Here is a 13,421-nt window from a genome sequence, read left to right as displayed (position 1 = left end):
GCACCTCCGGCGGCGTCGAGCGTCAACCGGCGTGGGCACTCCCCCGGGGCCGGTGCTTGATGCTATCGAGCCCATCACGCACGGCCGACCGGCTCTCGCCCAGAGTGAAACGGATCACCCATTCGAGGGAGGTGTCAGCCGAGGGCCGTGTCCAGCCAGGCGGCGTCGAGCTCCCCCTCGGCCACGATCACGGCAGGGCCGGTCATCTCCACCGTACCGTCAGGCCGCTCGCTGATCACAAGGCGGCCTCCGGGCACGTCCACGGTGTAGGTGACGGGGTGTCCGGTGACCGCGGGATCGACTCCGTCGCGGCGGGCGGCGGCCACCATCACGGCGCAGGCGCCGGTGCCGCAGGAGCGGGTCTCGCCGGAGCCGCGCTCATGCACCCGCATGGCGATATGACGGGGGCCGCGGTCCACGACGAACTCGACGTTGGTGCCGTGCGGATACGCGGCGGCGGGGCGCACGCCCGGAGCGGTGAACAGGTTTCCGGCGTGGTCGAGTTCGTCGACGAACGCGACGGCGTGCGGATTGCCCATGTTCACATGGCGGGCGGGCCAACTGCGCTCGCCGACCGAGACGGTGATGTCGCCCTCGGGGCCGGGCTCGGGCAGCAGGGCCTTGCCCATCACGACAGTGATCGCGCCCTCGCCGTCCGCGGCGCCCTCCCCCGGGCCGTCGGCGGGGGCCTTGGCGATGTGGATATGGCGCACTCCGGCCCGGGTGGCGATGGCGAGGTCGCCCGCCTCGGCGAGCCCGGCGCGCTGGAGGTAGCGGGCGAAGACACGCACGCCGTTGCCGCACATCTCGGCGATGCTGCCGTCGCTGTTGCGGTAGTCCATGAACCAGTCGGCCCGGTCTGCCATCGCCCGCGCCTCGGGGTGCGCCGAGGACCGCACGACGCGGATCAGCCCATCGCCGCCGACTCCGGCGCGGCGGTCGCAGATCCGGGCGACGGCGGCCGCGGACAGGTCGAGGTGCCCGTCCAGGTCGGGGACGATGACGAAGTCGTTCTCGGTGCCGTGCCCCTTGAGGAAGGGCAGCCGGGGCCTGGTGCTCATCCCTCGATCCTACGGGTGCGCCCCGCGCGGCGTCGTCCGGTGCCCGGCGGGCGGCCGCGGAGGCGGTCGGCGGTCGGCGGTCGGCGGTCGGCCCCAGGAGACGGTCAGGCGGGGCGGGCGCCTAGCGGAGGCGGGCCACCCGCCAGAACGTGAGCGCCGCGAGCAGCGCCACGATTCCCACATAGAGCAGGACGAAGCGCCAGTCGGGGCGGCGCCCGGAGCCCCGGGGCGGCAGCCCCGGCCAGGTGTAGCCCACCCGGCGGGCCGCCATCAGACCCCAGCCCGCGGCGCAGCAGCTGAGCAGCAGACCGAGCATGGCCACCACCGCCCCGCCGTCGCCGAACTCGAAGGCGAGCGGGAAGGCGAACATGAGCGACCCGAGGATGGCCAGGCCGACGATGGGCGCGATCTGCCAGACCCGCAGTCTGCGCGGCGGGCGCAGCTCGCTGAAGGACTCCTCGGAGACGGAGACGGGCTCACCGGGGTCGTCGAGGACCGGGGCGCCGGGCTCGTGGAGGGATCCGTCATCGGGACCGTCCGTGGTCAGCGGGTCCGGATCGCCGAGTGGCGATTGCTGTGATGCGTCGCGAGGGCTGGCCTCCATCGCCACACGCCCTCCCAACTCCAGACACCGCGGACGATCGGAGCTTGATGATGGCATGCCCGCGGGTGACCGAATGACGAGCGGAGCGTCCCGATGCCATCACGTGATCAGGCTGTGACCGCCCGTTCAACCAACGCGAGGGCGCTCGGCAGAAGTTCCCCGCGCCGCTCGGCCGCGCCACTGAGCCAGTGCACCCGCGGATCACGGCGGAACCAGGAGTCCTGGCGGCGGGCGAACCGCTTGGTGGCGCGCACCGTCTCGGCCCGTGCCTCGTCCTCGGTGCACTCCCCCGAGAGCGCGGCCAGCACCTGCTGGTAGCCCAGCGCCCGGGAGGCGGTACGCCCGGCCCGCAGTCCGATCTCCTCCAGCCCGCGGACCTCCGCCACCAGCCCGGCCTCCCACATCCGGTCCACCCGCAGGGCGATCCGTCCGTCCAGTTCGGGCCGCTCGACGTCGACTCCGATCTGGAGGGTGTCGTAGACGGCCTCATGGCCCGGCAGATTGGCGGTGAAGGGGCGGCCGGTGATCTCGATGACCTCCAGTGCCCGCACCACACGGCGGCCGTTGCTGGGCAGGATCGCCCGCGCGGCCTCGGGATCGGCGGCCGCGAGCCGGGAGTGCAGGGCCCCCGGACCGTGCTCCGCGAGCTCGGCCTCGAGCCGGGCCCGGACGGCGGGGTCGGTGCCCGGGAAGTCGAGCGCGTCGATGGCGCCGCGGACGTACAGGCCGGAGCCGCCGACCAGGATGGGGGTGCGGCCCTCGGCAAGCAGCCGGTCCATCTCCGCGCGGGCCAGCCGCTGGTATTCGGCGACGCTGGCCGCCTGGGTGACGTCCCAGATGTCGAGGAGCCGGTGCGGTACGCCCTGCCGCTCGCTCTCCGTCAGCTTGGCGGTGCCGATGTCCATGCCCCGGTAGAGCTGCATGGAGTCGGCGTTGATGACCTCGCCGTCGAGATGCTGGGCGAGGGCGACGCCCAGATCGGATTTTCCGGCCGCGGTGGGGCCGACGACGGCGATGACTCGCGGCGGGTGGCCTGCTGTATTCACCGCACCAGTCTCCCAAACCCCCGAGGAGTTCCTCGAATGAGCGACGTGACGGGACCCCGCCGGGTTCGTTGCCTGTTGCGAGATTCCTAGGACCGGATCGGGGAAACCGGTCTCCGCGAGCGGCGCAATGGGACGCTCCGAGCGGCACGGGATTTCGCCCACACGAGTAAGGTATGGAGTAGATATGGGCGTGTTTTCCAGGTTTCGTCGTGCGTCGAAGGAGGCAGGACGTTCGTCCGAGGGAGTGCCACCCGAGGAGACCACGGCCGACCCCGTGACGGCGGAGCCCGCGTCCGGGGCGGCGGAGCCCGCGCCAGGGACGGCCACCGCCGAGGACACGGCGGAGGCGGTGCGGAGCGAGGAGGAGACCGTGGCGGGCGAAAGTGCCGGGATCCCCAAGCAGCTGTCGGCGGAGGAGTCGGCGGACAGCGAGGCCGGCGAGAACGCCCGCGCCTAGCCATTCGACGAGGGAAGGTGGCCCATGGGCCTGATGGACAATCTCAAGGCCAAGGCCGGTGCCATGAAGGGCAAGGCCGGCAGCTTCGCGCAGCAGCACGAGGCCAAGATCGAGCGGGGGCTTGAGAAGGCCGCCAAGACGGTCGACTCCAAGACCAAGGGCAAGTACACCGGCAAGATCGAAACCGGCACGGGCAAGGCGAGGGACGCCCTCAACCGCCTCTCCCACATGGACGAAGAGCAGAAGGAAAAAGGCCGCGGCGACGACCAGGGCGGGGGCAAGGCCCCCGGCGGCGAAGGGGTCTGACCCCCGCCCGCCCGGTCCCCGCCGGTGCGCGGCCGCGGAGCAGCATGCCTCGCGGCCGCGCCCGCGCGCGCCCGGCTCGCCGCGCGCACCCGGATCAGGCCCAGGACCGGCGCTATGACCAGTCGGCCACGAAGTACCCCACGCCGTACGGCGCCTCGTCATACCGCAGCTCCCCCTTCAGCGCCGCCCCCTCACCCGCCCCCGCAAGCACGTGCAGCGGCGCGCGGCCGGCTGCCCTGAGCTCCTGCGCCAGCTCCTCGTCCAGCGCGGCGAGGGCAGTGGGATCGGCCGACCCCAGCGCCTCCGCCACCGCGGCGTCGAACGCCGCGGCCCGCTCATCGAGATAGCCCGGGGCCTTCAGCGTCCGGCACGCGCTGCCGTCGGCCAGCACCAGCAGCGCGACCCGCTCCGCCCCCGCCGCGAGCTCCCTTCCGACTTCTTTACACCGCTCGGCCGCGAGAGGTTCCCCCACGCCCAGCCCCTCGACCGGCGCGGTACCGCCCCACCCCGCGTGCTCCAGCAGCCAGGCGCCGACCGCGAGGGACGGCGGCAGCGTCCGCTCCTGGTCGGCGGCGGAGCCCGGCACGACCGGGCCGCCCAGCCGTACCTGAAGATCCACGCCGAATCCGCGGAAGGATCCGGCCGCCCCCTGCGGATGGGTTCCCCGCCCGGCGAGATCGGCGGGCCCGACCACGATCAGCCGCTCCGGCCGCGCCGCCGCGACCACCCCGACGGCCTCGGCACACGCCGCGCGCAGCGGCTCCAGCTCGGGAGCCGCCCCGGCGGCGACCTCGGGCACCAGGAGCGGCGGGCACGGGCAGACGGCGGCGGCGATCAGCATGATCGGCAGCCTATCCGGCGGGTTCGGGCCGGGGTGCCGAGTCCCACAGCAGCTCGGCGACCCGGAACCGGTAGCAGTAGTTGCCGGTCATGGCCTCCAGGACCATGAGGAAGACATCCCCGTCCCGGTAGACCAGCTTGCGGTGCGGATTGACCGGATGGCGCGGCTGGTACTGGAGCACGCGCTCACGCAGCGCCTCCAGGGCCTCCTCGCGGGTGCCCCGGACATGCCCCAGCGGCGTGATCGAGTGGTTTCTGCCGCCCGGCCCCATGATCTGGAGGTAGTCCTCCATGAGCAGGCCCCACCACATCGGGCCGTCCCCCGTTGTCACGCTCTCCCCCGTCGGTCCGGCCGTCCCCCGGCCCTTATCTCCGTACGCCTCTATACGTATGCGTCACGCAATACACGTGTCCTACGTGTACGTCGCGCACCAGCACGCGCCGCGCACAAGCAGGCGTCTCGCTGATCGTGCCGCCCCGGTCGTGTCAGTCGCAGCCGCAGCCCGCGGCCGGTGCGGGCGCCGGAGCCGGGGCCGGGGCGCCGATGGTCGGCAGCCCGAGCATGACACCCGCGGGCTTCTTCTCCTCCGCCGCGTTCCGCCGCTCCCAGGCGTCCCCCGCGCGGGTGCGCCGCACCCCGCGGGCCGGGCCCTCGGCGAGCAGGTGGTGCGGCGCGGCGTAGGTGATGTCGACCGTGACGACGTCACCGGGGCGCACCGGCTCGTCGGGCCGGGCGAAGTGCACCAGACGGTTGTCGGCGGCACGGCCGGACAGCCGCCGGGTGGCGTCGTCCTTACGGCCCTCACCCTCGGCGACCAGCACCTCCAGCGTCCGGCCGACCTGCTTCTTGTTCTCCTCCCAGGAGATCTCCTCCTGGAGGGCGACCAGCCGCTCGTAGCGCTCCTGGACGACGGCCTTGGGCACCTGTCCGTCCATCTCGGCGGCCGGGGTCCCGGGCCGCTTGGAGTACTGGAAAGTGAACGCCTGTGCGAATCGCGCCTCGCGCACCACGTGCAGCGTCTGCTCGAAGTCCTCGTCGGTCTCCCCGGGGAAGCCCACGATGATGTCGGTCGAGAGGGCGGCGTCCGGCATCGCGGCGCGCACCTTCTCGATGATGCCGAGGTAGCGCTCCTGCCGGTACGAGCGGCGCATCGCCTTCAGCACGGTGTCCGAGCCGGACTGGAGCGGCATGTGCAGCTGGGGCATCACGTTCTCCGTCTCCGCCATGGCGGAGATGACGTCATCCGTGAAGTCCCGGGGGTGCGGGGAGGTGAACCGGACCCGCTCCAGCCCCTCGACCTTGCCGCAGGCCCGCAGCAGCTTGCTGAACGCCTCGCGGTCGCCGATGTCCGATCCGTACGCGTTCACGTTCTGGCCGAGCAGGGTGATCTCGGTGACCCCCTCGGCGACCAGCGCCTCGACCTCGGCCAGGATGTCGCCGGGGCGGCGGTCCTTCTCCTTGCCGCGCAGCGCCGGGACGATACAGAAGGTGCACGTGTTGTTGCAGCCGACGGAGATGGAGACCCACGCGGCGTACGCGGACTCCCGCCGTGTCGGCAGGGTCGAGGGGAAGGCTTCCAGCGACTCGGCGATCTCCACCTGCGCCTCCTCCTGGACGCGGGCGCGCTCCAGGAGCACCGGCAGGCTGCCGATGTTGTGCGTACCGAAGACGACGTCCACCCAGGGCGCCTTCTTCACGATGGTGTCGCGGTCCTTCTGGGCCAGGCACCCGCCTACGGCGATCTGCATACCCGGCCGCCGCGCCTTGATCGGCGCCAGTCTGCCGAGATTGCCGTAGAGCCGGTTGTCGGCGTTCTCCCGCACCGCGCAGGTGTTGAAGACGACGATGTCTGCCTCGCCCTCGCCGGTGCCCTCGGGCGCGCGTACAAAGCCCGCGCCTTCCAGGAGGCCGGAGAGCCGCTCGGAGTCGTGGACGTTCATCTGGCACCCGTAGGTGCGCACCTCGTAAGTCTTCGCACTCATCTCAATCGACCAGGGTACGGGGTCGTCCGCCTCCCCCGCCCCTCCCTTACCAGGAGCAAGCCTGGCAGGATCGCAGTCATGGCCGTCACCCTTCCGCGTCTCGACCGGCGCCGTGCCTTCCAGTCCGCGGCCGCGGGCCTGGTCGTGCTCGCGCTGCTGCTGTGGTGGCTGCTGCCGGTCGGCGGCGGAACCACGCCCAGCGGGCGGGTCACCTTCGCGACCGGGGTCTCCACCGGGGTCTACGACACCTATGGCCAGATGCTCAAACAGGACCTGGCCCGGGACCTCCCGGACGTGGACGTCAAGATGGTGCAGTCCCGGGGCTCCCCCGACAACGTCGAGCGGCTGGCGAAGGGCAGGGCCACCTTCGCGATCGCCGCCACCGACGCCGTCGCCGCCTACCGCGGCGAGGGCGCCGACCGGCTGCGGGCCTGCGCCCGGCTCTACGACGACTACATGCAGCTGGTCGTGCCCCGGGGCTCCAAGGTGCGCTCGGCACGGGACCTGCGGCATCTGAAGGTCGGCGTGGGTGGCGACGGCTCGGGCGTCCAGCTGATCACCCGGGCGCTGCTGAAGGCCGCCGGGATCGACTTCCGCGAGGACATCACCCCGGTCCGGGCCGGGATCGACACCATGCCGAAGCTGCTGCGGCAGGGGAAGCTGGACGCCTTCTTCTGGTCGGGCGGACTGCCCACCACCGCGGTGCGCACCCTGGCCCGCGCCTACCCGATCCGCCTGGTCCAGCTCGGTGACCTCACCAGCCGACTGCACAGCCAGGGCGGGGTGACGCGCTACTACCGGGCGGCGACCGTACCCGCCGACGCGTACGAGGACATCCGCCGACCGGAGCCGGTAAAGACGATCGCGGTTCCAAATCTCCTGGTCACCACCGACCGGGTGGACCCGGAACTGGCGGAGGGCGTCACCCGCACAGTGATAGACAACAGGGACCGCATCGGGGCGGAGGTGCACGCCGCCCAGAAGGTGGACCTGCGGACCGCCGTCTTCACCGATCCGCTGGCTCTGCACCGGGGCGCGGCGCGCTACTACCGCTCGGTGAAGCCGTAGCTCCCGCGGGTCCGGGCAGCGCCTCCCCCAGCCCTCGGGCCCGCACCTGGTCTCTGGTCCGGACCTGGCCTCAGGCCCGGACCTGGCCTCAGCCCCGCGCCTGGCCCGGCCTGCCCTGGGGCTCGGTGCGCGGGAGGGTGATGGTCACACGCAGCCCCCGGGGTTCGTTGGGGGCGTAGGAGATCGTGGCGCCGCCCGCGGCCAGCAGGGCACGGGTGATGGACAGCCCCAGGCCCGAGCCCGAGACATTCTGATGGCGGCTGCTGCGCCAGAAACGGTCACCGATCCGGGCCAGCTCGTCCTCGGTCAGCCCGGGGCCCCCGTCGGCCACGGTGATGGCGAGGGTGTCACCCTCCGTGCGCGCCGAGACTTCCACGTGGGAGCCCTCGGGCGTGAACTTCAGGGCGTTGTCCACCACGGCGTCCAGCGCGCTGGAGAGGGCCACCGGATCGGCCCAGCCGGTGACCGCCGAGGGGCCGGTGTAGGCGAGCCCGACCTCCTCCCGCTCGGCGACCGGAAGCCAGGCACCGACCCGGTCGACGGCCAGTTCGGCGATATCGGTGAGCCGGAGATCGGCGGCGGAGTGCTCGGCCAGGGCGAGGTCCAGAAGGTCGTCGAGGACGCTGGCGAGCCGTTTCCCCTCGGTACGCACCGAGGCGATCTCCTCGTGTCCCGGCGGCAGTTCCAGCGCCAGCAGCTCGATCCGCAGCAGCAGCGCCGACAGCGGATTGCGCAGCTGGTGGGAGGCGTCGGCGACGAACGCCCGCTGCTGCTCGAGGACTTCCTCCACGTTGTCCGCCATCTCGTTGAACGAACGGGCCAGACGGCGCAGCTCCGGCGGTCCCGAGGCGGCCGCGACCCGGGACTGCATCCGGCCGGTGGCGATGTCGTGGGTGGCGGTGTCCAGCACGCGCACCGGCCGCAGCACCCAGCCGGTGAGCCGGAAGGCCGCGGCCACCGCCAGCAGCATCGCGGCGACCTCGCCCGCGCCGATCAGCAGCCAGCCGTGCAGGATGCGCGAACGCATCTGTCCGGTGGGCGAGTCGGTGACGACCACGGCCACCACGTCCCCGTCCCGGACGACGGGGGACGCCACGGTGAGCCGCCCCCGCTGCCAGGGCCACACCTGGTGCGGATCGTGGCTGCGGCGCCCGGCGAGGGCCTCGTCGAACGCCTCGGCGCCGTCGCCGGTCCGGGGCAGCCGCCAGCCCTCGGGCGCCTCGGCCATGGGCGGGGCGTCACGGTCGCGGTAGAAGACCCCGGCCCTGATGCCGTAGAGGTCGTGGTAGCGCTTGAGTTCGGAGTGCAGGGTCTCCCGGCGCTCGTCCCCGTCCGGGGTGGCCGTGCCCGCGGGCCCGGCGGTGACGAACTGGGCCAGTGCGGCGAACCGCGCGGTGTCGTCGATCCGGTCGACGACCACCCGCTGCTGCTCGCGCGCGGCCAGGCTCCCGGCCAGCGGGAAGCCCAGCGCGAGCAGCACGCCCGCCATCAGGACGATGAGCAGCGGAAGAAGTCGAGTGCGCAACCAGGGTTCCCGTGATCGTTCAGGACGGAGGGACGACGAGGCGGTAACCCACCCCGCGGACCGTCTCTATCAGCGCCGGCATCCGCAGCTTGGAGCGGAGGGAGGCGATGTGCACCTCCAGGGTGCGCCCGGTCCCTTCCCAACTGGTGCGCCACACCTGGCTGATGATCTGCTCCCGGCGGAAGACCACACCGGGGCGCTGGGCGAGCAGCGCCAGCAGATCGAACTCCTTACGGGTGAGCGAGACCGACGCCCCGTTGACCACCACCTGGCGGGTGGGCAGTTCGATGGAGACCGGGCCCAGCCGCAGCGGCGGCTGCGGGCCGCTCACGGGCTCCTCCGTGGGCACGGCGGGGTCCGGCGGGGCGTTGCGGCGGCTGACGGCGTGGATACGGGCCAGCAGCTCCATGGTGTCGTAGGGCTTCACCACATAGTCGTCGGCGCCGAGGTTGAGGCCGTGGATGCGCGAGCGCACATCCGCCCGCGCGGTCACCATGATCACGGGCGTGGCGGTGCGCTTGCGGATCCGGCCGCACACCTCGAAGCCGTCCTGGTCCGGCAGGCCGAGATCGAGGAGGACGACGCCGAAGGGCGCGCCGGTGTCGGGCAGCAGCGCCTGGAGCGCCTCCTCACCGCTGCGCGCGTGGGTGACGTCGAAGCCGTGCCGGGCGAGCACCGCGGACAGGGCCGCCGCGACATGGTTGTCGTCCTCGACGAGCAGCAGTCTCACCGGATCCCCGCACCACCTTCATCGGTCGATTCATCACTTCGTCGCTCAAGGAATCATAAAAATTCATGGGGGGACTGGCGTCCCGTACATCCGGACCACGAACATGGCCACAGGGCATCCACGCCGATCGACGGCCGGTCGTCAAGACGCTTTCGGTCACACAGTGGTTTCCGTTATGTAGCCGGTACGACAAGGCCACGACCCCTGCACGGAGAGTGTCCGGTCGCGGCCATATCGTTATCCTCAATTTCAGCTCAGAAGTAATGACGCTGGTCGAGACAGCTCATTAATGTCCTCCCAACCGAGGAGGACGGAGCGAGACGCCGATGAGCGAAGTATCGGTGACCAAGGACGCCACACCGGCGGCGGACGCGTTGGTCGCGCTGTCAGGAGTCAACAAGCACTTCGGCGCGCTGCATGTACTCCAGGACATCGACCTGACCGTCGCCCGAGGCGAAGTGGTCGTGGTGATCGGACCTTCCGGGTCCGGTAAGTCCACCCTGTGCCGGACCATCAACCGGCTGGAGACCATCGACGCCGGATCCATCACGATCGACGGCAAGCCGCTGCCCCAGGAGGGCAAGGAGCTCGCCCGGCTGCGCGCCGATGTGGGCATGGTCTTCCAGTCCTTCAACCTCTTCGCGCACAAGACGGTGCTCGAGAACGTGATGCTGGGCCAGCTCAAGGTCCGCAAGACGGACAAGAAGGCCGCCGAGGACAAGGCCCGCAAGCTGCTCGACCGAGTGGGCGTGGGCACCCAGGCGGACAAGTACCCCGCCCAGCTCTCCGGCGGCCAGCAGCAGCGGGTGGCGATCGCCCGCGCGCTGGCCATGGACCCGAAGGTGATGCTCTTCGACGAGCCGACCTCGGCACTCGACCCGGAGATGATCAACGAGGTGCTGGAGGTCATGCAGCAGCTCGCCCGGGACGGGATGACGATGATCGTCGTCACCCATGAGATGGGCTTCGCGCGCTCCGCGGCGAACCGGGTGGTCTTCATGGCCGACGGGCGCATCGTCGAAGAGGCCCAGCCGGACCAGTTCTTCAACAACCCCCGAAGCGACCGGGCGAAGGACTTCCTTTCGAAGATCCTTCACCACTGATCATCCGGTGGCGCCCCGGGCCGCCGACATGTTTCCGCGATCACGTACCGAGACTCCGTACCGAACCAAGAGGGATGGCACCATGAGCATGCGTAAGACGGCCGCGGCGGCCACAGTGGTACTCGCGCTGGCAGCGACGGCGACCGCCTGTGGCGGAGAGTCCGGCAGCGCCGGTGACAAGCCGAAGGGCGGCGACGTCAAGTCCGGCACCTACAAGGTCGCCAAGGGCGTGAAGCTGGACTCGCCGACCCTGAAGAAGGCGCAGAAGCGCGGCAAGCTGATCATCGGCGCCAAGGCCGACCAGCCCTACCTCGGCTTCGTGGACACCGAGGGCAAGCGCTCCGGTTTCGACATCGAGATCGCCAAGATGGTCGCCGCCGACCTCGGCTTCTCCGAGAAGCAGATCGAGTTCAAGACGGTCGACTCCAACGTCCGTGAGACCTCGATCTCCAAGGGCCAGGTCGACTACTACGTCGGCACCTACACGATCAACGACGAGCGCAAGAAGCAGGTCGGCTTCGCGGGCCCGTACTACGAGGCCGGCGCCGACCTCCTGGTCCGCAAGGACGAGAAGGGCATCACCGGCCCGGACAGCGTCAAGGGCAAGAAGGTCTGCTCGATCGTCGGCTCCACTCCGCTCCAGGAGATCAAGAAGGCGAAGTACGGCGCCAAGACCACCGAGCTGGGCAAGTACTCGCTCTGCGTCAAGCAGCTCCTCGACGGCCAGGTCGACGCGGTCACCACCGATGACGCGATCCTCAAGGGCTACGCCGCCCAGCGGCCCAGCAAGCTCAAGGTGGTCGGCAAGCCGTTCACCAAGGAGCCCTACGGCGTCGGCATGGACAAGGGCGACAAGGCGCTCCGCGACGCGATCACCGACGCGCTCGAGAAGCACATCAAGAACGGCGACTACAAGAAGGCGTACGACGGCACGCTCGGCAAGTCCGGCTCGTCCTACGTCGCGCCGAAGACCCCCCTGCCGCGCTACTGAGCCAGCGCGCCGCACCTGCCGCCTTCACTCGGGCAGGATCCCCGTCCGCCCTCGAAGCCGGTGCGTCCGCACGCCGCTGACCTGACCGCTACCGCGGAGAATCGATGAACGTACTTCTCGATCATTTGCCCGAGTTCCGTGAAGGGTTCCTCGGAACCCTTGCCATCACGGCGGCCAGTGCGGTGCTCGCTCTTGTCCTGGGCATACTCATAGCCGGCTTCAGGGTGTCCCCCATCCCGCCGCTGCGCGCCTTCGGCACGGCATGGGTCACCCTGCTGCGCAACACCCCGCTGACCCTGCTGTTCCTGATCGCGTTCTTCGTGATCCCCCAGATCTTCTTCCCGGGGACGAGCCCGTTCGTCCTCGCGATGGGAGCGCTGGGCTGCTACACGTCGTCCTTCGTCTGCGAGGCCGTGCGGTCCGGTATCAACACCGTGCCGCTCGGCCAGGCGGAGGCGGCGCGCAGCCTGGGGATGACCTTTTCCCAGACCCTGCGGATGATCGTCCTGCCGCAGGCCACCCGGACCGTGATCCCGCCTATGAGCAGCATCTTCATCGCCCTCACCAAGAACTCGGCCATCGCGGGCGCCTTCAGCGTCACCGAGTTGTTCAGCGTGTCGAAACTGCTGAATGACAAGGGGTACACGATCGGCTGGATCTTCCTCTGGATCGCCCTGGCCTACCTGGTCATCACCTTCACCATCAGCGGTGTCTTCCGACTGCTGGAGCGCCGCCTGGAGGTGGCCCGATGAGCTCGAGCGTCCTGTACGACGCCCCCGGCCCCAAGGCCCGCGTCCGCAACCGGATCTTCTCGGTCGTCGGTGCCCTGGCCGTCCTCGGTATCGTCGTCTTCGCCGTCGTACGGCTGAACGACAAGGGCCAGTTCGCGCCGGAGATGTGGAACATCTTCAACAACGCGAGTGTGCGCGCCAACATCCGCGACGGTGTGCTCACCACGCTCAAGGTGTTCGCCCTGGCGGCGGTGCTGTCGCTGCTCCTCGGCTCCCTGCTCGCGGTCGGCAGGCTCTCGGACCACAAACCGGTCCGCTGGCTCGCGACCGCCTTCATCGAGCTGTTCCGGGCCGTCCCGCTGCTGATCACCATCTACGCCCTGTGGGTGCTCTTCCTCACCTACAAGTCCGAGCTGGGATTCAGCGGCGACAGCACATCGTTCTGGGCCCTGGTCATCGGCCTGACCGTCTACAACGGCACGGTGCAGGCAGAGGTGCTGCGGGCGGGTATCAACGCCGTGCCCAAGGGGCAGCGCGAGGCGGCCTACGCCCTGGGCATGAGCAAGACCCAGGTCATGACGACCGTTCTGATACCGCAGGCGGTCCGGGCGATGCTGCCGACCATCATCAGCCAGCTGGTGGTCACCCTGAAGGACACCTCGCTCGGCTTCCTCATCACCTTCGAGGAGCTGCTGTACTCGCTCCAGCAGATGGCCGGGAACATCATCGTCAACGACGAGAACCCCTACTTCCCGATGATCGTCGTCGGCGGTGTCATCTACATCGCGATGTGTATGGCGCTCTCCGCCCTGGCGACCTGGCTCGAGCGGCGCGGCCGGCGCGCCAAGACCGGAATCCCGGTCGCGGACGCCGCCCAGCCGCTGGCGGCCGGTGACGCCATGGACCACGCCCCGGCGGACCTGCCGGATTCCCACAAGGACTGACGACCGGGCGTATCCGGGGTAATCCAAGGGCG

Annotated in this window: 15 protein-coding genes; 7 read left to right on the top strand and 8 right to left on the bottom strand. The window is 70.5% G+C overall.

Annotated elements, in window-relative coordinates; genetic code table 11:
* Window positions 1–134 precede the first annotated feature (134 nt).
* The 3 genes from dapF to miaA all read right to left on the bottom strand — a co-directional run bounded on the left by dapF (window position 135) and on the right by miaA (window position 2,711).
* Window positions 135–1,061 carry a diaminopimelate epimerase gene (gene dapF / locus AB0C66_RS32305; RefSeq protein ID WP_362446768.1) on the bottom strand — a complete coding sequence of 309 codons (927 nt, stop codon included), beginning with the start codon at window positions 1,059–1,061 and terminating at the stop codon, window positions 135–137.
* Between the two features lie 121 nt (window positions 1,062–1,182).
* A complete protein-coding gene (locus AB0C66_RS32300; protein ID WP_362446765.1) occupies window positions 1,183–1,665 on the bottom strand; it encodes a hypothetical protein in 483 nt (160 codons plus the stop codon).
* A gap of 107 nt (window positions 1,666–1,772) precedes the next feature.
* The gene (gene miaA, locus AB0C66_RS32295; protein WP_362446762.1) at window positions 1,773–2,711 is read right to left on the bottom strand and encodes a tRNA (adenosine(37)-N6)-dimethylallyltransferase MiaA; all 939 of its coding nucleotides are present in this window, start codon (window positions 2,709–2,711) and stop codon (window positions 1,773–1,775) included.
* A 190-nt stretch (window positions 2,712–2,901) separates the two neighbouring features.
* Here miaA and AB0C66_RS32290 point away from each other — a divergent pair, with 190 nt between their 5' ends.
* Window positions 2,902–3,168, top strand: coding sequence for a hypothetical protein (locus AB0C66_RS32290; protein WP_362446759.1), 267 nt, complete (start codon window positions 2,902–2,904; stop codon window positions 3,166–3,168).
* 24 nt (window positions 3,169–3,192) lie between these two features.
* Window positions 3,193–3,474: an antitoxin gene (locus AB0C66_RS32285; RefSeq protein ID WP_362446756.1), complete on the top strand. Its 282-nt coding sequence runs from the start codon at window positions 3,193–3,195 to the stop codon at window positions 3,472–3,474.
* Between the two features lie 112 nt (window positions 3,475–3,586).
* On the opposite strand, the gene AB0C66_RS32280 is transcribed toward AB0C66_RS32285, so the two are convergent.
* The 3 genes from AB0C66_RS32280 to miaB form a co-directional block, all read right to left on the bottom strand.
* Window positions 3,587–4,315, bottom strand: a complete 729-nt coding sequence (locus AB0C66_RS32280) for a class III extradiol dioxygenase subunit B-like domain-containing protein (RefSeq protein WP_362446753.1) — start codon at window positions 4,313–4,315, stop codon at window positions 3,587–3,589.
* A gap of 10 nt (window positions 4,316–4,325) precedes the next feature.
* Complete coding sequence (locus AB0C66_RS32275; protein ID WP_362446750.1) at window positions 4,326–4,646, bottom strand: hypothetical protein; 321 nt, start codon at window positions 4,644–4,646, stop codon at window positions 4,326–4,328.
* 154 nt (window positions 4,647–4,800) lie between these two features.
* Complete coding sequence (gene miaB, locus AB0C66_RS32270) at window positions 4,801–6,297, bottom strand: tRNA (N6-isopentenyl adenosine(37)-C2)-methylthiotransferase MiaB (protein WP_362446747.1); 1,497 nt, start codon at window positions 6,295–6,297, stop codon at window positions 4,801–4,803.
* Between the two features lie 78 nt (window positions 6,298–6,375).
* Here miaB and AB0C66_RS32265 point away from each other — a divergent pair, with 78 nt between their 5' ends.
* Window positions 6,376–7,365, top strand: a complete 990-nt coding sequence (locus AB0C66_RS32265) for a TAXI family TRAP transporter solute-binding subunit (RefSeq protein ID WP_362446744.1) — start codon at window positions 6,376–6,378, stop codon at window positions 7,363–7,365.
* 88 nt (window positions 7,366–7,453) lie between these two features.
* Here AB0C66_RS32265 and AB0C66_RS32260 read toward each other — a convergent pair whose 3' ends face one another.
* The gene (locus tag AB0C66_RS32260; protein ID WP_362446741.1) at window positions 7,454–8,890 is read right to left on the bottom strand and encodes a HAMP domain-containing sensor histidine kinase; all 1,437 of its coding nucleotides are present in this window, start codon (window positions 8,888–8,890) and stop codon (window positions 7,454–7,456) included.
* A gap of 19 nt (window positions 8,891–8,909) precedes the next feature.
* Window positions 8,910–9,620, bottom strand: a complete 711-nt coding sequence (locus AB0C66_RS32255) for a response regulator transcription factor (RefSeq protein ID WP_362446738.1) — start codon at window positions 9,618–9,620, stop codon at window positions 8,910–8,912.
* 326 nt (window positions 9,621–9,946) lie between these two features.
* Here AB0C66_RS32255 and AB0C66_RS32250 point away from each other — a divergent pair, with 326 nt between their 5' ends.
* The 4 genes from AB0C66_RS32250 to AB0C66_RS32235 all read left to right on the top strand — a co-directional run bounded on the left by AB0C66_RS32250 (window position 9,947) and on the right by AB0C66_RS32235 (window position 13,389).
* Window positions 9,947–10,723 carry an amino acid ABC transporter ATP-binding protein gene (locus AB0C66_RS32250; protein WP_362446735.1) on the top strand — a complete coding sequence of 259 codons (777 nt, stop codon included), beginning with the start codon at window positions 9,947–9,949 and terminating at the stop codon, window positions 10,721–10,723.
* Between the two features lie 82 nt (window positions 10,724–10,805).
* Window positions 10,806–11,714 carry a glutamate ABC transporter substrate-binding protein gene (locus AB0C66_RS32245; protein WP_362446733.1) on the top strand — a complete coding sequence of 303 codons (909 nt, stop codon included), beginning with the start codon at window positions 10,806–10,808 and terminating at the stop codon, window positions 11,712–11,714.
* 104 nt (window positions 11,715–11,818) lie between these two features.
* Window positions 11,819–12,466: an amino acid ABC transporter permease gene (locus AB0C66_RS32240; protein ID WP_362446730.1), complete on the top strand. Its 648-nt coding sequence runs from the start codon at window positions 11,819–11,821 to the stop codon at window positions 12,464–12,466.
* Window positions 12,463–13,389 carry an amino acid ABC transporter permease gene (locus AB0C66_RS32235; protein WP_362446727.1) on the top strand — a complete coding sequence of 309 codons (927 nt, stop codon included), beginning with the start codon at window positions 12,463–12,465 and terminating at the stop codon, window positions 13,387–13,389. Before AB0C66_RS32240 ends, AB0C66_RS32235 begins: the two co-directional genes overlap by 4 nt.
* Window positions 13,390–13,421: the final 32 nt, after the last annotated feature.

Source organism: Streptomyces sp. NPDC048636, from assembly GCF_040650655.1.
Lineage (GTDB): Bacteria > Actinomycetota > Actinomycetes > Streptomycetales > Streptomycetaceae > Streptomyces.
This window is presented reverse-complemented; position numbering and strand designations above follow the sequence as displayed.